General features: G+C 34.8%; 14 protein-coding genes. 7 read left to right on the top strand and 7 right to left on the bottom strand.

Annotation, left to right across the window (positions count from 1 at the left end; all coding sequences use genetic code 11):
• Position 1: 1 nt before the first annotated feature.
• The 5 genes from EDB96_RS06505 to EDB96_RS06485 all read right to left on the bottom strand — a co-directional run bounded on the left by EDB96_RS06505 (position 2) and on the right by EDB96_RS06485 (position 8,393).
• On the bottom strand, positions 2-1,234 hold the full coding sequence (locus tag EDB96_RS06505; protein WP_134139812.1) for a glycoside hydrolase family 27 protein: 1,233 nt from the start codon (positions 1,232-1,234) through the stop codon (positions 2-4).
• 88 nt (positions 1,235-1,322) lie between these two features.
• Entirely contained in the window at positions 1,323-2,378 is a 1,056-nt protein-coding gene (locus EDB96_RS06500) for a hypothetical protein (RefSeq protein WP_134139811.1), read from the bottom strand.
• Positions 2,379-2,395: 17 nt separating this feature from the next.
• Positions 2,396-3,994 carry a RagB/SusD family nutrient uptake outer membrane protein gene (locus tag EDB96_RS06495; protein WP_057116844.1) on the bottom strand — a complete coding sequence of 533 codons (1,599 nt, stop codon included), beginning with the start codon at positions 3,992-3,994 and terminating at the stop codon, positions 2,396-2,398.
• A gap of 11 nt (positions 3,995-4,005) precedes the next feature.
• Positions 4,006-7,197 carry a SusC/RagA family TonB-linked outer membrane protein gene (locus EDB96_RS06490; protein WP_134139810.1) on the bottom strand — a complete coding sequence of 1,064 codons (3,192 nt, stop codon included), beginning with the start codon at positions 7,195-7,197 and terminating at the stop codon, positions 4,006-4,008.
• 317 nt (positions 7,198-7,514) lie between these two features.
• Positions 7,515-8,393, bottom strand: a complete 879-nt coding sequence (locus EDB96_RS06485; protein ID WP_134139809.1) for a helix-turn-helix domain-containing protein — start codon at positions 8,391-8,393, stop codon at positions 7,515-7,517.
• A gap of 305 nt (positions 8,394-8,698) precedes the next feature.
• Between EDB96_RS06485 and EDB96_RS06480 the strand changes: the two genes are divergently transcribed.
• The 7 genes from EDB96_RS06480 (at position 8,699) to EDB96_RS06450 (ending at position 17,779) form a co-directional block, all read left to right on the top strand.
• Positions 8,699-9,835 carry a glycoside hydrolase family 26 protein gene (locus tag EDB96_RS06480; protein ID WP_134139808.1) on the top strand — a complete coding sequence of 379 codons (1,137 nt, stop codon included), beginning with the start codon at positions 8,699-8,701 and terminating at the stop codon, positions 9,833-9,835.
• 38 nt (positions 9,836-9,873) lie between these two features.
• Positions 9,874-11,262 (top strand): MFS transporter, encoded by a 1,389-nt coding sequence (locus tag EDB96_RS06475; RefSeq protein WP_134139806.1) that lies wholly within the window; start codon positions 9,874-9,876, stop codon positions 11,260-11,262.
• Positions 11,263-11,290: 28 nt separating this feature from the next.
• A complete protein-coding gene (locus tag EDB96_RS06470) occupies positions 11,291-12,481 on the top strand; it encodes a glycosidase (RefSeq protein WP_134139805.1) in 1,191 nt (396 codons plus the stop codon).
• A 6-nt stretch (positions 12,482-12,487) separates the two neighbouring features.
• The gene (locus EDB96_RS06465) at positions 12,488-13,678 is read left to right on the top strand and encodes an AGE family epimerase/isomerase (RefSeq protein WP_134139803.1); all 1,191 of its coding nucleotides are present in this window, start codon (positions 12,488-12,490) and stop codon (positions 13,676-13,678) included.
• A 67-nt stretch (positions 13,679-13,745) separates the two neighbouring features.
• Positions 13,746-14,252, top strand: a complete 507-nt coding sequence (locus tag EDB96_RS06460; protein ID WP_134139802.1) for a hypothetical protein — start codon at positions 13,746-13,748, stop codon at positions 14,250-14,252.
• 128 nt (positions 14,253-14,380) lie between these two features.
• Complete coding sequence (locus tag EDB96_RS06455; protein ID WP_134139800.1) at positions 14,381-15,667, top strand: glycoside hydrolase 5 family protein; 1,287 nt, start codon at positions 14,381-14,383, stop codon at positions 15,665-15,667.
• 129 nt (positions 15,668-15,796) lie between these two features.
• Positions 15,797-17,779 carry a glycoside hydrolase family 97 protein gene (locus EDB96_RS06450; protein WP_134139798.1) on the top strand — a complete coding sequence of 661 codons (1,983 nt, stop codon included), beginning with the start codon at positions 15,797-15,799 and terminating at the stop codon, positions 17,777-17,779.
• Between the two features lie 51 nt (positions 17,780-17,830).
• Here EDB96_RS06450 and EDB96_RS06445 read toward each other — a convergent pair whose 3' ends face one another.
• Complete coding sequence (locus EDB96_RS06445) at positions 17,831-18,787, bottom strand: aldo/keto reductase (RefSeq protein ID WP_134139796.1); 957 nt, start codon at positions 18,785-18,787, stop codon at positions 17,831-17,833.
• Between the two features lie 373 nt (positions 18,788-19,160).
• Positions 19,161-21,458, bottom strand: a complete 2,298-nt coding sequence (bglX, locus tag EDB96_RS06440) for a beta-glucosidase BglX (RefSeq protein ID WP_134139795.1) — start codon at positions 21,456-21,458, stop codon at positions 19,161-19,163.
• Positions 21,459-21,463 lie beyond the last annotated feature (5 nt).

Here is a 21,463-nt window from a genome sequence, read left to right as displayed (position 1 = left end):
TTTAAGGAATTAGTTTTAAAGTTATAACATCATGTGAAGCAATTGCTGCACTAAAAGATTTCTTAGTATTTCCTGCTTCTTTATTTTTCCAAAGATCTTTTATTTTGAATGTCGTCTTATTAAAATCCGCTTCATATCCGAAATCGGCATCTTTGAAATTGTTTTTATTCCAATCAAAATTAACTTTCTTTGAAGTTTCAGTTCTATTGATAAAACTAACTGCCCAAGCTCCATCAGAAAGCGGTTTTACCCAAACTTCTACTCCATCTAAAACAGTGTATTTGAATCCTTGAATTCCAAGCTTATCTTGATTAACAGACAGTAACTCCCTATTGGTCAAAATTGCCAGTGTTTCTTTAGACATTTTTCGATAATCATTTCCTGTAAATAATGGAGACGACAACATACACCACATTGCAAAATGCGATTTATCTTCTATATCATTCATTTCGTTTCCAACTTCCATCATATCAAAATCATTCCAATGATCTGGGCCAGAATATTTACGAATGTCTTTTCGCATATCGGCAATTTTCATAAATCCCCAAGACGACCAATTTTCTGGATGCTTGAATTCGCAGTCGAAACAAGGATAGATATCTCCCGAAATTCTCCACAGGTTTCCAACTGGTTTTCCCCATTCCCAAGGCTGATTATCGCCCCATTCGCAAAGACTAAAAACAATTGGTCTTCCAGCTGTTTTTAATGCATTGCTCATTGTTGTATAGGCTTCTTTAGCGGTAATTCCTTCGGTATTACACCAATCGTATTTTAAGAAATCGATTCCAAGCTTGGCATAAAATCGAGCATCTTGATATTCATAACCTCTTGTTCCTGGATATCCTGCACAGGTTTTTGTTCCTGCACAATTATACAATCCGAATTTTAATCCTTTACCATGCACATAATCAATCAGTGATTTCATTCCGTTTGGAAATTTTTGTGGATCAGGAACTAAATCGCCATTTGCATCACGTTCGTGTGTCATCCAGCCATCGTCTAAGACAATGTAATTGTAACCGGCAGCCGCTAAACCAGAAGAAACCATTATATCAGCAGTTTCTTTTACTAATTTTTCGTCAATATTCGTTGCAAACGTATTCCACGAATTCCAGCCCATTGGCGGAGTCATTGCAAGGCCTTCAAATTTTCCAGCTTGTTGTTTATGTGTATTGCCTTGAGCTAAAGCAAAACTGGAAACACTCAAAGTCAGCATTAAAATTATTTTCTTCATTCTCAATGAATTAAAAGATATACAAAAAAGATATTCCCTAATTGAAAATTAGGGAATATCACAAAACTAACTCAAAAAACAGAAATGTTTATTTTAATACAAATCCTAAATCGTCAAACAATACAGTATTACCACCGTCATTATTAGACTCTTGGAATGTAATCATTGTAACACTTGATGGATTTCCTAATTTATCCAGCGGAATTTCCATATAAACCCAACTTGTTGTAACTGGAATTACATAGTTTGGCCCTCCATTTAAATTAAAGTTCACTTGTCCATTTTTAGCTCCTTTTACAGCAATTCTAAAGGCTTTATATGGCGTCATATCAAAATTAAAGCCCCAGTTTCCACCGTCCCAGCCAGCAAATTCCCACTGCCAAGATTTTTCTCCTTGATAGGAATCTCCTCCAAAATCAAAATTAACTCCTTTGCCTGCCCAAGGTCCACCCCATTGCATTCCATATAGTTTATCATCATACAGCGCTGTGCCAATTGCTTCTTTTGAAACTGCTGTTCCTGAAATATTGGTTACAGCCAAATATCTATGATCTGCATTGGCAGGAATTTTAACTACTACCTGCTCTAAAGTTGATGATATTACTTCAACTGGAACAGCAGGCTGTGTTGGAGTTGCTGAAAGCGTAACAATAGGATCTAGAAAATACTTACCTTTTATAATTACTTCGTCACCTTCTGCACAATTTATATAATTAAAACCGCTAAATGTTGGCACTGGAGGCGCAACCATTAAATCAAACTCTGCTGTTCCATTTTTTGTAACAACTTTTAGTTTATTCGAAGCATTCGCAAAAGGAGTCGCTTCATCTACCAAAACAATTATGTCAGTATCGGTTACAAAAGTTGGTCTAAAATAAGTATCAAAATCATTAAAATATACTTTTGTAGTACCCAAAAGTCCTTTTCCGTGAATAACATAATAGTTTTTCGGATCTACTAATGTTACTGGCTCTAGCGGCTTAAGAGTTCCGTCAAGATTATATCCCGAAGGCATTACTGATTCTATTACAGGTCCTCCGCTGGAAGCATCTGCATTATCATCGTTAGAGCATGAAGTAAAAAGCAATAATGATATTATTAATGCGAGGCATGCTGCTAATGAAACAATTTTTAAATTTTTCATGTTTTATATTTTTAAAATTATTTAAAAGTATATGGTACTACTTCTGTCAATTTTGGATTTTTAGTCAAGTCGTCAGCTGGATAAGGTAATAAAAGATTTGTTGCCGAGATTGTAATATGTTTTTCAGCTTCTCTGTTTCCTCTATTTTGTGCTTCTAGAATCGCTTTTGCTTTTTCAAAAGGTAAACGACCTAAATCAAAATAATAATCTCCTTCGCACGCCAGCTCAGCACGTCTTTCTTTAAAAATATCATCGAATGTTATAACTGATTTTGGTGCAAGCCCTGCTCTTTTACGAACTGCATTATAAGATTGAAGAGCTTGTGCATCTGATGTACTGCCTGTTTGTCCGCCCAAAATTGCTTCAGCATGAATTAATAGTAATTCTGCATAACGCATCATGTAGCTGTTCATGCTGCTTTCTCCATTATTTACAGGATTAAACGCTCCCGTTATTGGGAGATTTTCTTTCCCTATAACATATTTTTTCAATCCTGCACCAGATTTTTGAGCTTCGTACTGAAGTTCAAAAGTATAACCCAGAATTTTTGGAGCACCTAGATCAAGTGTTTTGGCGTAAGTCAAATTTGGATAGAAATCTCCAGGAAGCATAAAAGTCTCAATTCTTCTTCTGTCTCCATTTTCAAAAACATTTTTAATTAAATCTTGAGATGGTGCAATTTGTCCTGAATACGTTGTTTCTACCAATCTGTTTTCTGGAGCAAATAATGTATTGGTGAAATTACCATCAAAATACCCTCCAGTTCCTGTCCATTGCCAAGCAAAAATAGATTCTTCGTTATTATTGTTTTTTTGTAAAAACAAGTCGGCAAAAGACTTAGTCGGTAATTCATCACCTCCTAATAATTTAAATTCACCACTGTTAATTACTTCCTGAGCCATTTGTCTCGCCAAGTCATATTTCTTTTGGTATAAATAAACTTTTGCAAGCATTGCTTTTGCAGAACCGCTTGATACATGCGCATTCGCAGCATAATCTGAACCTCTGTTTTTTGTTCTTAAATTAGCAATCGCAAATTTTAAATCATTTTCGATGAATTTGTAAACATCTTCAGTTGGATTACTCGGAATAACGTAGTTTTTAGAATAGTCTGCATTATTTTCGATAATAGGCACATTTCCCCATAATCTTACCAAGAAGAAATAAGAAAATGCTCTAATAAAATGGCATTCTCCTAATGTATTATTCAAAGCCTCCTTACTAACATTTGGACCAACACTCTGCGGTAAATTACTGATATAAGCATTAGAATTTGCAATAGCTCCAAAACAAGATCTCCAAGAATCTGAAATATATCTTGATGTATTTGTAAAACTCAAATCTGTAAATTTTCCAAAGTCATTATAAATATCGGCATACATATTACCAGAGATGACATCTGTAATACCGTAAAAACCCTCTTTATTCATATTAAACCAAACTAAACCATAAAGTCCGTTGGTCGCATTGTCTAGTTTTTCGTCAGAATCATAGTAACTTCCTATTGTAGGATTTCCTTCTGCAGGAACATCTATAAAATCTTGAGAGCAAGAGGATGAGAACAACATCAATAACGCCATAAAACCTACGCTGCCTCTTTTATATATATTTTTCATATTATTTTTTATTAAAATTCAACATTAAAACCAAAAGAAATTAGTCTTGGCACAGGATAACGTCCGTTATCAATTCCAGACATTAATGCATCTTGATTATAAGCACCCACCTCAGGATCATAACCTTTGTATTTTGTAAAAGTGAATAAGTTTTGTCCAGAAGCATAAATTCTCAATCTTGTTAGTTTGATTTTTGAAATTATATCCGATGGCAACGAATATCCTAAAGTTACGTTCTGAATTCTTAAATAAGAACCATTTTCTATCATACGGGTAGAAACGGCATTATTGATATGATCGTAACTAGAAGGTTTCGGAAGCGAAGCATCTAAGTTATTCGCAGAATAGAAATCGGCAGCTTCTGTTAAATAATTAGTTCCCAAGTTACTATTCATCGTTCCCGATGCACGAGTTAAATTCAGCAATTTATTTCCTGCAGTTCCTTGAAGGAAAATCGATAAATCGACATTTTTATATTTAAAGTTATTTGTAAAACCGTAAGTGAATTTTGGATTTGGATTTCCAATATTCGTTAAATCGTTTTGATCGATTTTACCATCATTATTTAAATCTTTATAAATAACATCACCTTTTACAAAGTCTGGCAGTAAAGAGTTTGTTCCGTTTTTTAAGACTACTCTATTTCCTGAACCATCAACATGTCCGTATTTTAATAAATCTTCATCAGTTCTGTAAATCCCTACAGCTTCATATCCTAAAAACGAACCTATTGGCAGACCTTCCTGCGTTCTTGAAACACTTACAGTACTATAAGCAAGTGTATTTGTTGTTTTTATAATATTTAAACCTGCCATGTCTGTAACTTTATTTTCATACTTGGTAAAGTTCAAACTAGAATCCCAAGAGAAGTTTTCTGAGAATTTATTATGATAGCCAAGAGTTACCTCGATACCTTTATTCTGCATACTTCCAAGGTTAAAATATGGAGGATTTACACCACCTTCATAATCACCGCCTCCAGAAAGATAATTTGGCAACGGAACCTGATACAAGAAATTTTTAGACACTTTTTTATAAACATCAACCGATGCTGTAAATTTGGATTGAAACAAAGTAAAATCTAAACCTAAGTTCGTTTGATCCTGCGTCTCCCATTTCAAATCTTTATTTGGAGTATTTGAAGGAAGATAAGAAGTTCCCATAGAACTTACCACTACGTGAAGATTAGAATCGTATAAGTTATTTCCGATTTGATTGTTTCCAGTTTGTCCCCATCCAAATCTTAACTTGATATTATCAACATATTTTCTAGTGCTTTCCATGAAAGATTCATTCGAAATTTTCCAAGAACCGCTGGCAGAACTAAAAACACCCCATTTATTTCCTACGAAAAATTTAGAAGATCCATCTGTTCTTACTGCAGCAGAAATACCATATTTATCTGCGTAATCATAAACCACCCTTCCTAAATAAGATGATAAAGTTTGAGTTCCAGAATAAGTACTTTTAAGGACTGCTTTTGCTAAATCACCGCCGGCAAGCGTCTGGTTACTATTATCTTTATAACCATTTCCTTCCATAGAATATCCTTCCCAATGTGCTCTGTTTGACTCTTGAACAGCTAAAATTGTAAAATTGTGTTTATCAATCGTTTTTCTGTACGTAAGCATGTTTTTTAAGTTCCATGAATTACCAGAAGACGGATTATAATATAGATTAGCGTAATTTTTCACCGCATTACCCAAAGAATACATTGGATCAAATCGTTGTCCTAAGTTGTCGTAGATATATCCTCCCGCTTCAAAACGATATTCTAAACCTTTAAGAATATCAACCTGAGTATAAAAATTTCCAGAATAATTTTTTCTTACTAATGTATTTGAACCTAATAAAGAGGTTGCAACAGGATTAACAAATGAAATACCACTTGTTGGTCCAGCAAATGCACCATCCAATTCTCTTACTGCCACATCTGGAGTCGCCAAAAGAGAAGTAGCTACAACTCCATTAAACTGTCCGTTCAGTGTAAGTTTTTCATCTGTAATTGCACCACTTACATTGATACCAACTTTAATAAAGCTGTTTACCTTAGCATCGATATTAGCTCTAACATTGTATCTTTTAAATCCAGATTCGATTACGATACCTTCTTGATTCAAAACACCTCCAGAGATATAATAGTTAATCCCTTCTTTTCCGCCTGAAAAAGACAACTGATTAGAACTCATTAATCCTGTTTCATAAATAGCATCCTGCCAGTCTGTACCTTTTCCTAATAGTTCAGGATGAGCAAATTCTGGACGTTTTGATGACGGATCATAAACATCTGCCAAAGCATTTTGATGAGTAGCATATTGCTGCAAATTCATAGAATGCAGTTTCTTAGGAAGATTACTGATTGAATATGAATTTTCAAAAGACAATTTCCCAGTACCTTTTTTCCCTGATTTAGTAGTTACAATGATAACTCCATTTGCTCCGCGTGAACCATAAATTGCAGTAGCAGAAGCATCTTTCAAGATATCAATAGACTCAATATCGCTTGGGTTAATAAGCGCTAATGGACTTACAGTAATATTTCCGTTGTTTGAAAAGTTAGAATCTCCAGCTGCATTTCTTCCAGAAGTAGAAGAGTTTCTCGCATCACCAGAAATAGGCACACCATCAATTACATACAAAGGTTCATTAGTACCTGTTAAAGAAGAAACTCCACGAATCCTTACAGAAACATTACTTCCCGGCTCTCCAGAGTTACTATTTACAACTACCCCCGCAGCTTTACCCTGAAGCATTTGGTCAAATGAGGCTACTTTTAGGTTCTCAATATCTTTTGCCGCAACACTAGAAATAGCACTATTTACATCTTTTCTCCTTTGAGTACCGTAACCAATTACAACTACATCTTTTAAATCTTCAGCATTTGATTTTAAAATTACATTTATAGTCGATTTACCATCTACAGCAACCTTCTGCGTAGCAAATCCAATAAAAGAAAATAATAAAGTTGAATTTGCAGGAACATCGATAGAATATTTACCGTCAAAATCAGTTGAAACCGTTGCTTTAGAACCTGCAACTGATACGTTTGCCCCTGGGATAGATAATCCCTTTTCATCAGATACCGTCCCCGAAACCTTTACCTGCGCAGTAATAAAATTACTGGTCAGTAACAAAAATAATATCAAAGGAACAGCTCTGTGGTCGGCCTTCCAATGAATGAAGCTAGTCATTAGTTTTTTCATAATAAGTGTTTGGTTAGTTTAAATTTGTTTTATTGCCAATCTAAGAGATCAAAAAGCCTGGTATATCAAACTCTTAAATTATTTAACAAATCTATAACAGAGAGAATTATCAAATCGATAATATTATATCATTTAATGATAATATTTTTACTTTAAGCGATTAAAAAAACACATATGAAAATAAAACCATATAAAAATTAAATTATTCGCAACAACAATCCTCAAAAAGAACCTAACACCTATATAAAAATCAACAAAAAGCGTAAAATCAAACGATTTCGTTAAAAATAATATTTAGTAGTGACAAAAAAGTATCACTATAAAATACGTTTCAATCCAGAAAAATCTTCTCTGTATTGACTCGGAGTACAATTTTTTGTCGCTTTAAAACTGCGGTTAAAATTGGCAATATTATTAAACCCAGATTTAAACGCAACTTCAGAAACGCTCATATCTTTTTCTACCAGCCAGCGAGCAGCGTAACCAATTCTAATATCATTTATATAATTGACAAAAGTTTTACCTGTACGTTTTTTAATGAATCTATTAAAAGAAATAATAGACATACTCGCTACATTTGCCACGTCTTCTAAAGTAATTTTTTCAGCAAAATGTTTCTGCACATATTCGTAGACCAATTTCATTTTATCGTAGTCATCAAAAGTATCATAGTCAACTGTATAAGTCGAAAGCAGACGCTGATTTCTAGAATTTGCCAGATCATATAATAAAGAGGTAATTTCTAAAAAATAATCCATTCCGTCTAGTTTCGAAAGCCTTACAAGTCTTGGCGTCAATTCTTCTGCTGTTTTTTTCGAAAAAAGAATTCCGTGAATAGATCTGTTAAACATATCTCGTATCGGATTCATAATTCTTCTTGACAATAAGGATTCATGAAATAAATCATTATGAAACTGAATCGTTATTTCATGAATTTTTTTACTGGTACATTTACTCAACTCCCAGCCGTGATATAAATTTGGGCCAATTAAAACGAGTTCGATATTATCAATTTCTTCAATATTATCTCCCACAACTCTCTTGACACCTTTTCCGTTTAAAATAAAATTAATTTCAAATTCCGGATGATAATGAACAGGAAAATCAAAGCTGTCTTTAACTCGGTCAAAAACTAAAAAGCTGTCGCTAGCAGCAAGCGGTGCAATTTCTCTATAAAAATTTTTCGTAGTGCTCATCTCAGAATTATTATCAGTAACTTACTATTTTGTTTTTTGACTGCAATAATATGATATATAATTGATAAAATAATATTAATTCTACTATAATCATCCAATTATCTTTGAAAAAATAAATTATCATTTCTTTAAAAAGAACATTAATAATAAACATTAATCATTTTTAATTGAATATGTTTTTATAGTTTTAATAATTTTAGCAATAAAATCATAATGATTTTACGATAGACAAAACAATACTATTTCCAAACCATAACCACTTGTTTATTTTGCTTTTAGCCGAAAAACAAACTAACTAATCTGCAATGAAAAAACACTTTTTAACACTTTTGACAGTAACAATACTTACCAGTTCATGCATAGCGCAAAAAAGTATAGATAATACTAATTTGTCACTTTCAGATAAAAAAGCAACTACAGAAACTAAGACACTTTATAAAAACCTAAATACTTTATCTCAAAAAGGTTTTCTATTCGGACATCAAGATGATTTGGCTTACGGCGTGAAATGGAAATATGAAGACGGTCGAAGTGATGTAAAAGATGTAGCGGGCGATTATCCAGCTTTATATGGCTGGGATATTGCAGGTTTGGAAAATGAAAAACCTAATAATATTGACGGCGTTCCTTTTGCCAAAATGAAACAATACATTATTGAAGCCAATGCAAGAGGCGGAATTTCAACTATAAGCTGGCATTTTGACAATCCCGCAACAGGAAAAGATGCTTGGGATCACACTCCAAACTCTTTAAAAACAATTTTACCAGGAGCCGAAAACCACAAAAAATTTACTTCTTGGTTAGATAAAGCGGCTACATTTTTTCTGTCATTAAGAGATAAAAACGGCAAAAACATTCCAATACTTTTCAGACCTTTTCATGAACTTACCGGCGGATGGTTTTGGTGGGGAAAAGGAAATTGTACCCCAGAAGAATTTAAAACGGCTTGGAAATTTACCTTTGATTATCTACAAAAGAAAGGTGTCCACAATTTAATTTACGTTTACAATACAGGTGGTTTTGGAAGTGAAGCAGATTTTTTAGCTAACTATCCTGGAGATAATTACGCCGATATTTTAAGTTTTGACTCTTACCAAAATAGCAACGATCCAAATGGAGAAAAATTTATTGCCGAAGTTCAAAATCAGTTTAAAATCTTAAATGAAATCAACATTAAAAAACATAAAATAATAGCTTTGGCCGAAGCTGGTTATGAAGCTGTTCCAGACCCAAAATGGTGGACAGGAACTTTACTAAAAGCAATTGGAGATTATAAAATTTCTTATGTGTTACTTTGGAGAAATCACGGCTGGCAGGAAAAAGAGCAAAAAATGCATTATTACGCACCTTTCTCAGGACAAGTAAGTGAAAAAGATTTTGTCGATTTTTATAATCTAGATCAAACTATATTTGAAAAAGATATTCAAAAAAAATTAAAATAACTGCCCAAATTTAAATTACAACCTTTAAAAAAAATCTAATGCACGACAAAATTAGTTTAAAAGAAAAAATAGGTTACGGTCTTGGAGACGCTGCTTCATCTATGTTCTGGAAAATTTTCAGCATGTATCTGTTGTTTTTCTACACCGATGTTTTCGGATTAGCGCCTGCTATAGTCGGAACCATGTTTTTAATTACCCGAATCTGGGATTCCTGCTTTGACCCAATTGTTGGAATTTTAGCTGATAGAACAAAAAGTAAATGGGGAAAATTCAGACCCTACCTACTTTGGGTCGCCATACCATTTGCCGTGATTGGAGTTTTGACTTTTTATACTCCAGATTTTGACGAAAAAGGAAAAATAATTTACGCCTACGTCACTTATTCTTTAATGATGATGATTTATTCTTTAATCAATGTTCCTTATGCCTCACTTTTGGGGGTAATGTCGTCTGATAGAAAAGAAAGAAACACACTTTCTTCTTATCGAATGGTTTTTGCTTTTGGAGGAAGTCTTTTGGCACTTTGGCTGATTGAACCTTTGGTAAATTATTTTGGAGGAAACTTAAATTCAAAAATAGGCTGGCTGACAACAATTGCCGTTTTCGGATTAATTACAACTATATTCTTCTGGGCCTGTTTTGCATTTACAAAAGAAAGAGTACAACCAATTGGAGACGAACAAAACAATCTAAAAGAGGATTTAAAAGACCTCTTAAAAAATAGACCTTGGTGGATTTTATTGGGAGCTGGAATTGGCGCATTAGTTTTCAATTCAATTCGAGATGGTGCTGCGGTTTACTATTTCAAATATTATGTAAGCAGCAGTATAAACTTCGATTTTTCGCTTTTCGGAACCGATTTTCATATGACTCCAACATCAATATATTTAGTTTTAGGACAAGCCGCCAACATCATCGGAGTGATCGCAGCGACGCCAATTGCAAATAGAATTGGTAAAAAGAAAACCTTTTTTGGTGCAATGGCACTGGCAGCAATTCTTAGTTTGATTTTCTATTTATTCGGAAAAGAAGATATTTTCTTAATCATGATTTTCCAAGTTTTAATAAGTATTTGTGCAGGCTGTATTTTTCCATTAATCTGGTCAATGTACGCAGACAGTGCCGATTATTCTGAATGGAAACAAGGACGAAGAGCTACAGGACTGGTATTTTCTGCATCTTCCATGTCGCAAAAATTTGGATGGACAATTGGCGGTGCTGGAGCTGGATGGCTTTTAGGTTATTACGGTTTTCAGGCAAATGTAGAACAAACTGCAACCGCTCAAAACGGAATTCAATTAATGCTGAGTATACTTCCGGCAATAGCAGCTGGAATATCGGTAGCTTTTATAGCATTTTATCCATTATCTGAAGAAAAACTTCAAACAATTGAACAAGATTTAAACCAAAAACGAGACCAAAAATAAATTAGTACAGATACCGAAATCAATTAATATGACAACGATAACATCTTCAGCCATTTTTCAAGAAAGAAAATCGGCATTAGAAAAAGAACATAAAACACTTCTTGAACAAAAAAATGCACCTCAGGAAGCTGCTGGAAACGGAATTTATGACCGTTACAAAAACCCTGTAGTAACTGCTGCGCACATTCCGTTGAACTGGCGTTTTGATTTTAACGAAAAAACAAATCCTTTCCTGCAAGAAAGAATCGGAATAAATGCTGCTTTTAATGCTGGTGCAATGAAATGGAACGGCAAATATTTATTGGCAGTTCGTGTAGAAGGAATCGACAGAAAATCATTTTTTGCCATTGCCGAAAGTCCAAACGGAATTGACAATTTCAAGTTTTGGGACAAACCCTGCGTAATTCCGCAAACCGAAGAACCAGACACAAATGTATACGATATGCGTTTGATTCATCACGAAGATGGTTATGTGTACGGCATTTTTTGTACTGAAAGAAAAGATCCAAAAGCACCAAAAGGCGACACAAGTTCGGCTGTAGCCAATGCTGGAATAGTCCGTACAAAAGATTTAGTAAACTGGGAAAGGCTTCCGGATTTAATTTCTAATACGGGACAACAGCGAAATGTTGTTTTACATCCAGAATTTGTAAACGGAAAATACGCTTTATACACACGCCCTCAAGATGGTTTCATTGATGTTGGAAGTGGCGGTGGAATTGGTTTAGGTTATGTGGAAGACATGACAAACCCTGTTGTTAAAGAAGAAAAAATCATCTTTGGAAAACAATATCATACTATTTATGAATTGAAAAATGGTCTTGGCCCTGCTCCTATCAAAACATCAAAAGGCTGGCTGCATTTGGCACACGGAGTCCGTAATACTGCTGCAGGTTTACGTTACACTTTGTATATGTTCATGACAGATTTGAATGATATTACAAAAGTCACACACGTTCCTGCCGGACATTTTATGGGACCAGAAGGAACTGAAAGAGTCGGCGACGTTTCGAATGTTTTATTTTCTAACGGATGGATTGAAGATAATGACGGAACTGTTTATGTCTATTATGCCTCTTCAGACACCAGAATGCACGTAGCAGTTTCAACCGTAGAGAAATTAGTTGATTATGTTACCAATGCACCAGCAGACACTTTTATTTCTGCAGGTTCTGTACAGACTATTATTGATCAAATCGAAAGAAACAACGCAATTTAATATATCGTGTCATTACAAAGAAAGCTTTTAAAATCTGAACTCACCTCAGAACTTGATTCCATTTTAAAATATTGGTCAGAACATACTGTTGATGAGCAAAATGGCGGTTTTGCAGGTCAGATCGATTTTAATGATCAAAGAATTGAAAATGCAGAAAAAGGTTCGGTTTTAAACGCCCGAATTCTTTGGACTTTCTCTGCCAGTTATCAAACCACAAAAAACGAAAACCACAAAAAATTGGCAGAAAGAGCATTTGAATTTCTCAGTGCTTATTTTTATGACACAAAATTTGGCGGTCTTTTTTGGAGCATTAATGAGGATAAAACTCCAAAAGACACCAAAAATCAAATTTATGCTTTAGCATTTGCAATCTACGGATTGTCTGAATATTATGTGATTTCAAAAAATGAAAAAGCTTTAGAAATTGCTAAAAATTTATATCTAAAAATTCAAGAACACAGTTACGATCCTGTAAACAAAGGCTATTTTGAAGCTTTTACAAGAGATTGGCAGCCAATTGAAGATTTACGTTTGAGTGCAAAAGATGCGAATGAAAAGAAAACTATGAATACGCATCTTCATATTATTGAAGGTTATGTAAATTTATACAAAGTCTGGAAAGATGAAAAACTGCTTGAAGATATTATTGAATTATTAGAAACAATCGAGAAATATTTCATTAATACTGAAACTGCTCATTTACGTTTATTTTTCAACGAAAATTGGGTCGAAAAACCAGATGTTATTTCATATGGCCACGACATTGAAGCAGCTTGGCTTTTACAGCAGTGTGCGGAAATTTCGGGCAATGAAAAACTGATCGAAAATTATAAAAAATACGCCGTTCAAATTGCTGAAGTTACAAAAGAAGGACTTGATTCTGATGGAGGTTTGTGGTACGAATTTGATCCGGAGAAAAACAAATTAATTGCGGAAAAACATTGGTGGCCGCAAGCGGAGTCTTTAATTGGTTTTTACAACGCTTACCAATTAACTGAAAAAGAAGAATATCTGGAAATTGTTTACAAAAATTGGAAATTCATAAAAAAACATATTCTCGATCAGAAAAACGGAGAATGGGTTTGGGGAATTTACCACGACTATTCTTTAATCGAAAAAGACAAAGCCGGATTCTGGAAATGTCCTTATCATAATGGCCGAGCCTGTTTGGAACTTATACAGCGTATTAAAGAATAACTTTATTGATTTTAACTCTAATTTACAGTCGCTTATGAAACATTTTTTTCTTTTTAGTTTATTATTTATGACCACAATAATAACCGCGCAAACAAATCTTATAAAAAATGCAGGTTTCGAATACGAGTTTGTAAATTGGAGAGGCGAAGAAAATGGTGCTCTTTCTACGTATGATAAAAAATCTGGGAAAAATGGTGCGCTGATTAATCAATATACTGGTGCAGAATGGAGGGCTTTTGATCAAGTTGTTTCAATTCCGCGAAATACTTTTGCAATCGAATGCAGTGCATGGATGAAAACCGACGGTGTAGAAATCCAAAAAGAAGATTACAAAGCTGCCGCAATAATTATCGAATTTACCACTGATGCTGAAAAGAAAATCAGCTCTGAATTAATTGGCAATGCAAAAGGTACCACAAGCTGGATCAATTACAAAAAAGCCATAAAGGTTCCTGCAGATGCTAAAAAGATTAGGATAATGCTCGCTCTTGCCCAAACTAACGGTACTGTATTTTTTGATGATATTAAAATAACAACGCTTTCTGAAGAAGAATTTTTAAAACGAAATCCTTAAACGATATAAATAAAAAGGTCTAAAGTAACGTAAAGTCCTAGCCCTGATAGAAGCGGCATCCTTTTATGGTGGGGTTCACCATAAAAGATACAGCGGATAGCGGGAAACAGCTCCTTAAAATATAAATCATGAAAAACAGATTTCTCAAAACACTTTCTCTAACACTGCTTTTGTCGACAATTGCTTGTCAGGCGCAGGAAAAAATAACGGTAAAAGGCACGCAGTTTTATAAAGGTGATAAACCTTATGCCTACATCGGAACCAATTATTGGTACGGCAGTATGCTTGCTTCTAAAAAAATTGGGGACAGAAAAAGACTTTTACGCGAGTTGGATTTAATGAAGAAAAACGGAATTGATAACCTTCGTGTTTTGGTTGGTGCGGATGGAGGAAAATACGATTTTACGGTTCGCCCGGCTTTGCAATATGAGCAGGGAAAATATGATGAAGATCTTTTGGATGGTTTAGATTTTTTAATCAATGAAATGAGCAAACGTAATATGTATGCCGTTTTGTACTTGACAAATAACTGGGAATGGTCGGGCGGAATGTCGCAATATCTAGAATGGAACGGTAAAGGTGCAATTCCGGTTCCGAATATTCCGCCAAACACTTGGCCTCAATTTATGTCGTATACAGAACAGTTTCACAGCTGCGAACCTTGCATGGAAGCTTTAAATAATCATGTAAAGTTTATTATTGGAAGAACAAATGCTTATTCTAAAAAGAAATACAACGAAGACAACACCATTATGGCATGGCAGGTTGGAAATGAACCAAGACTTTTTACAGTAGAAAATGAAGCTAAATTCACAAAATGGTTAAACAACATTGTGGATTTAATTGATAGTTTAGATAAAAATCACTTGGTTTCTACGGGTTCTGAAGGAAAAAACAGTTCGAACGACAGCATGGAAATTTTCGAAAGAACGCACCAAAATCCGAACATTGATTATTTGACCATGCATATCTGGCCAAAAAACTGGAATTGGTTTAAAGCCGATAATGCCGAAGCTACAATGCCAAAAACAATCGAAAACGCTGGAAAATATATTGACGATCATATTAAAGTGGCAAATAATTTAAAAAGACCAATTATTATAGAAGAATTTGGTCTTCCGAGGGAAAATGAAAACTTAAATGCTGGAGCTTCGTCGATCTACAGAGATAAATTTTACAGTTATATTTTTGGAAGAGTTCTAGAAAGTCATAAAAACGGAGGTCCGTTGCAGGCTGCGAATTTTTGGGGATACGGCGGTGAAGGAAAAGCCGTTAATGAAACGGGAAAATGGAATCCAGGCGAACCACTTACAACAGATCCTCCGCAAGAACCACAAGGATTAAATTCTGTTTTTAACGGCGATAAATCGACTTTAGAAATCGTTAAGAAATACAACCTAGAATTGAAGAATTAAAAAATTATTCAACCCTATTTTCTGTAGAGACGCACCGCAGTGCGTCTTATGTGCAACGAATATATGGAACGTAAACTGGGCGTAGACCCACTGCGGTGCTTCTCTACAGAAAAAACAAATCAAAAATTGATGAAAAACGCTATAACAATATTGCTGCTTTTATTTTTCTTAAACCTATCTTTTTCGCAGAAGAAACAGGATTTTACTGTAAAATCTCCAAACGGAAAAATTGAAGTTAAAATTAATGTTGATGATAAAATCAGCTGGACAATTTTGCATGAAAACGATGTGATTTTGACTCCATCGGAAATGTCTATGACTTTGGAAGGAAATATTGTTTTAGGGAAAAATGCTGTTGTTTTAAATTCAAAAAAGGAAACTGTAAATACTTCATTTGAAACACCTTTATACAAAAAGAAATCAGTTCAAAACAATTACAATCAATTGATTTTAAACTTCAAAAATGATTTCAGCATCGAATATCGCGTTTTTGATGATGGCGCTGCGTACCGATTTAGTACAAAAAACAAAAAAGATATTACTATTAAATCTGAAGAAGTGGTTTTAAACTTTGATCAGGATTACAATACTTTAATGCCTTACGTCCGCGATTTACGAAATCCGAAAGATCCATTTATTTCATCGTTTGAATCGCATTATGAAAACAAAAAAATCAGCGAGTTCAAAAAAGATACTTTAGCCTTTTTACCTTTTTTAATTGATTATAAAAATCATAAAAAAGCCGTTTTTTTAGAAGCAAATCTGGAAGATTACGCGGGACTGTTTGTAACCAATAATAAAAACAATTCTGGTTTTGAATCTCGATTTTCTAAATATCCGTTAAAGGAAACCAACGGCGGATTTAATTACCTCAACAAATTAATTACAGAAAGAGCCGATTATTTGGTAAAAACCAAAGGAACAAGAACTTTTCCGTGGAGAGCAATTGTGATTTCTGAAAATGATGCGGATTTAGCCAATAATGATATGGTTCAGAAATTGGCCGAGCCATCCAAAATAAAAGATGTTTCGTGGATAAAACCCGGAAAAGTAGCGTGGGACTGGTGGAATGATTGGAATATTTACAATGTAGATTTTAAAGCTGGAATTAATACGCAGACTTATAAATATTATATTGATTTTGCTTCTCAAAACAAAGTGGAATATGTGGTTTTAGACGAAGGCTGGAGCGTAGAAACCGATATTATGAAACACAATCCGAATGTCGATCTCGAAGCTTTAATCGCCTACGCGAAAGACAGAAACGTTGGAATTATTTTGTGGGCTTCTTGGATGGCCATACATGATAAAACAGAAGCCGTTTTCGATAATTATGCAAAGCTAGGCATAAAAGGTTTTAAAGTTGATTTTATAGATCGTGACGATGCTAAAATGGTCAGTTCCGTTTACGATATTGCTCAAAGAGCAGCCAATCATAAATTGATTATTGATTTTCACGGAATGTACAAACCAACCGGAATTCAGCGAACTTTTCCAAATATCTTAAATTTTGAAGGTGTAAAAGGTTTGGAAAATAATAAATGGACACCAAATGACGATGTTCCGTTATATGATTGTACGATTCCATTTATCAGAATGATGGCCGGCCCAATGGATTATACGCCTGGCGCAATGCGAAATGCTACAAAAAGCGAATTCAAACCAAGTCATTCCAACCCAATGAGTCAGGGAACAAGATGTCATCAACTGGCACTTTACACCATTTTTGAAGCGCCTTTGCAAATGATGGCAGACAGTCCAACAGCTTTTATGAAAGAGCAGGAAAGTACCGATTTTATTGCTAAAGTTCCAACAACTTTTGATGAAACGGTTTCTTTAAATGGTGAAGTTGGTAAATACATTTCCATTGCCAGAAGAAAAGGCAATACGTGGTATTTAGGCGCCATTACAAACTGGGATTCCAGAGATATTACAATCGATTTTTCTTTCCTTGAAAAAGGCAAAAAATTCCAAGCCGAGATTTTCTCAGACGGTTTAAATGCAGATAAAGCTGCAACGGATTATAAAAGAGAAATCATTACAATTGATTCGGCAACGAAATTAACGTATCGATTAGCAAGCGGTGGTGGATTGGCGATGATTATAAAATAAAAAAAATATAGAAACCTAACAGGTTTTAAAAACCTGTTAGGTTTGATATAGTTAAGATAAAATCTTCTCAATCGCATTTAACTCATCATTCGAAAATTCCGTATTCTGAAGACAATCAATATTATTACACAATTGCTTTACAGAACTAGCTCCAATTAAAACCGATGTAATTCGTTTGTCTTTTTGCAGCCAAGCCAAAGCCATTTGCGCCAGAGATTGATTTCTGCTCTGAGCAATTTCATTCAGCTGAATTAATTTCTGAATTCTTTCTTGTGTAACCTCATCTTCTTTGAGATGTCCGTTCGGATTATGTGCTCTAGAATTTTCAGGAATTCCTTTTAAATATTTGTCTGTTAGAAGTCCTTGTGCCAAAGGCGAAAATGCAATACATCCTACTCCTTTTTCTTCTAAAACATCTAATAAACCATTTTCAACCCAGCGTTCCAGCATTGAATATTTTGCCTGATGAATCAAACATGGTGTTCCCAATTGTTTTAAAACATCAACTGCAACACGAGTCTGCTCTGCCGAATAATTACTAATTCCAACATACAAAGCTTTTCCACTTCTCACGGCGTGATCTAATGCCATCATTGTTTCTTCAATTGGCGTTTCAGGATCTGGACGATGCGAATAAAAGATATCAACATAATCGACTTTCATTCTTTTCAAACTCTGATCTAAGCTTGATAATAAATATTTACGAGAACCCCAATCGCCATAAGGTCCGTCCCACATTGTGTATCCCGCTTTTGTCGAAATAATGATTTCATCACGCAGGTTTCCTTGAAAATTATGCCATAGAATTTTACCAAAATTAGTTTCTGCAGAACCCGGAACTGGTCCATAATTATTGGCTAAATCAAAATGAGTAATCCCTTTGTCAAAAGCCTCTACAGCAATACTTTCAGCATTATCAAAATTATCTACCGAACCGAAGTTGTGCCATAATCCTAAAGAAATTTCAGGTAATAATAACCCGCTTCTTCCGCATCTGTTATATTTCATTATTTTAATTTAAGGGTTGGAGTTTTTATAGGTTTTAAAAATACAAAAAACTCTCGCAGATTTTGCAGATTTAGGAGATAAAAAAATCTGCCGCATCCGCTAAATCTGCGAGAGAAAATCTTATCTGAGTAATTAATCTCGCAGGGTCGCAAAGTTAATTTTAACATCAAGATTAAATAGCATCCAGCTTTAGCTGGATGGAGATATAAACACAAACGAAAGGGCTTTAGCCAAACCTGTTAAGTTTGGCTAAAGCCCTTTAAACTTAAATCTTAAACCTCCAGTTAAAACTGGAGGCTATTCAAAAAACTTTGCGACTCTGCGACTTTGCGAGATTAAAACCTCACATCTTAGAGCCTTATACGGCAAACTTCTATTCTTTAATTTCAAAACCACCCTGTAAACCTTTGTCAGAGCTACCTCCAACCATAATTTTAAAAGTTCCCGGTTCAACTAAATAATTTCCTTCGTTATCATAAAAACCAAGTTCTTTATCCGTTAAAGCAAACTTTACCGTTTTTGTTTCACCTTTTTTAAGACTTACCAATTCAAAACCTTTCAATTCTTTTATTGGGCGAATGATACTTGCAAACTCATCATGAATATACAATTGCACCACTTCTTTTCCATCATAATTTCCTGAATTCGTTACTTCAACACTTACCTCCACTTTTTCTCCTTTTGCGAAAGCAGTTTTGTTCAATTTCAAGTCTTTATAATCAAATTTGGTATAGCTTAATCCAAAACCGAAAGGAAACTGAGGCGTTTTCTCCACATCCATATAATGCGACCAAAAAACATTTTTATCACTGTCAATTGGTCTTCCTGTGCTGTATTTGTTATAATAAATTGGCACTTGCCCTACATTTCTCGGGAAAGAAATTGGCAATTTTCCACTTGGGTTATAATCTCCATATAAAACCTGCGCAACGGCATTTCCTGTCTGTGTTCCTAAATGCCAGGCTTCTACAATTGCCGGAACATTTTCCGCTGCCCACGGAATACTTAAGGGACGACCATTATTTAAAACCAAAACTACATTCGGATTCACTTTATAGATTTCTTCTAATAATTCCTGTTGTAAACCTGGAAGATTCAAATCAGTTCTGCTTCTTCCCTCACCGCTTTGGAAACCATATTCGCCTAAAACCATTACGACAATATCGGCATTTTTTGCCGCTTTTTTCGCTGCTTCAAATCCGCTTTTATCTGTGGTGTTGAAAACCGTTTCCGTTAAGAAAGTTGCTTTTTGTTTTAATAAATCAACTCCTTTTTCAAAAGTCAGCTGATTGTCTTTATATTGCTGCATTCCTTCTAAAACCGAAACTGCTGTATCATCAGAAGCGGCAATTCTCCAGCTTCCCAACGGACTGTTTTTATCATTTGCTAAAGCTCCGATCAAAGCAATTTTCTGCCCTGATTTTTTTAGCGGAAGTAAGTTTTTATCATTCTTCAATAAAACAATAGACTTTTTCGCCATATCCAAAACGTCTTCATTGTTGGCTTTACTTCCCACAACTTCTTTTTCGCGTTTTTCATCACAATATCTGTACGGATCATCAAATAATCCTAATTCAAACTTCACACGTAGAATTCTTCGAACGGCATCATCAACCAAAGCTTCTTTTACCTTTCCAGATTTTACCAAATCAACCAATTTTGCCACGTATAAATACGATTCCATATCCATATCAGAACCAGCGATTACGGCTTTTGCTGTTGCATCAGCTTCATCTTTTGCATATCCGTGCGCGATCATTTCGCGAATCGAAGCATAATCAGAAATTACAAATCCGTCAAACTTCCATTTTCCTTTTAAAATATCTCTTTGCAGAAAAGCATTTCCCGTTGCAGGAACGCCATTTAAGGTATTAAACGAGTTCATAAACGTACGAACTCCCGCTTGAACCGTAGCTTCAAAAGGAGGCAAAACGGAGTTGTACAATTTAGAATTGCTGATATCCACAATATTATATTCCAATCCAGCTTCAACATAACCGTAAGCTGCAAAATGTTTCGCACAAGCTACGATTGTATTTACTTTTTGAAGATCTGCAACCGTTTCTCCCTGAAAACCTTTTACCCTTGCATAACCTACTTTACTGCCTAAATAAGGATCTTCTCCTGCACCTTCCATCACACGTCCCCAACGCGCATCATTTGCGACATCTACGTTTGGTCCAAACGTCCAGTTAATTCCAGATGCCGAAGCTTCATCCGCCGCAATTGCTGCCGATTTTTTTATCGCTTCTAAATCCCAGCTTGCAGCTTCTGCCAACGGAATCGGACTTAACGTTTTATAACCATGTATAACGTCAAAACCAATTATTAACGGAATTCCCAATCTCGTTTCTTCCACCGCAATTTTCTGCACAGCGCGAACTTCTTTCACGCCTCGAACCGTCAGCATCGATCCGACCAATCCTTTTCTTAAGTGTTCATATTTTAATTCGGCTGTTCCGCCTTTTGGTGCTGGTCCCGTTACATCCCAAAAACCGTTATACTGATTCATTTGCCCCACTTTTTCCTCCAAAGTCATCAACGGCAAAAGCAAATCAATTCTTTCCTCAATAGTTTTATTTTTATCCAGATACGGCTTTTTTTGTGCATTCATATTTCCAACAGTAAAAAGGGCAAAAACCCCAATAGTTATTATTTTTTTATTTTTCATATGTG

It is taken from the genome of Flavobacterium sp. S87F.05.LMB.W.Kidney.N (assembly GCF_004366435.1).
Taxonomy (GTDB): Bacteria; Bacteroidota; Bacteroidia; order Flavobacteriales; family Flavobacteriaceae; genus Flavobacterium.
Note: the sequence above shows the minus strand (reverse complement) of the source record. Positions and strands in the feature narration are given on the sequence as shown.

Excerpts from the sequence above, each read along its gene's own strand:
- EDB96_RS06490 (WP_134139810.1), bottom strand. The coding sequence starts at position 7,197 with ATGAAAAAACTAATGACTAGCTTCATTCATTGGAAGGCCGACCACAGA.
- EDB96_RS06445 (WP_134139796.1), bottom strand. The coding sequence starts at position 18,787 with ATGAAATATAACAGATGCGGAAGAAGCGGGTTATTATTACCTGAAATT.
- bglX (WP_134139795.1), bottom strand. The coding sequence starts at position 21,458 with ATGAAAAATAAAAAAATAATAACTATTGGGGTTTTTGCCCTTTTTACT.
- EDB96_RS06470 (WP_134139805.1), top strand. The coding sequence starts at position 11,291 with ATGACAACGATAACATCTTCAGCCATTTTTCAAGAAAGAAAATCGGCA.
- EDB96_RS06460 (WP_134139802.1), top strand. The coding sequence starts at position 13,746 with ATGACCACAATAATAACCGCGCAAACAAATCTTATAAAAAATGCAGGT.
- EDB96_RS06500 (WP_134139811.1), bottom strand. The coding sequence starts at position 2,378 with ATGAAAAATTTAAAAATTGTTTCATTAGCAGCATGCCTCGCATTAATA.
- EDB96_RS06450 (WP_134139798.1), top strand. The coding sequence starts at position 15,797 with ATGAAAAACGCTATAACAATATTGCTGCTTTTATTTTTCTTAAACCTA.
- EDB96_RS06505 (WP_134139812.1), bottom strand. The coding sequence starts at position 1,234 with ATGAAGAAAATAATTTTAATGCTGACTTTGAGTGTTTCCAGTTTTGCT.
- EDB96_RS06455 (WP_134139800.1), top strand. The coding sequence starts at position 14,381 with ATGAAAAACAGATTTCTCAAAACACTTTCTCTAACACTGCTTTTGTCG.
- EDB96_RS06475 (WP_134139806.1), top strand. The coding sequence starts at position 9,874 with ATGCACGACAAAATTAGTTTAAAAGAAAAAATAGGTTACGGTCTTGGA.
- EDB96_RS06480 (WP_134139808.1), top strand. The coding sequence starts at position 8,699 with ATGAAAAAACACTTTTTAACACTTTTGACAGTAACAATACTTACCAGT.
- EDB96_RS06495 (WP_057116844.1), bottom strand. The coding sequence starts at position 3,994 with ATGAAAAATATATATAAAAGAGGCAGCGTAGGTTTTATGGCGTTATTG.
- EDB96_RS06485 (WP_134139809.1), bottom strand. The coding sequence starts at position 8,393 with ATGAGCACTACGAAAAATTTTTATAGAGAAATTGCACCGCTTGCTGCT.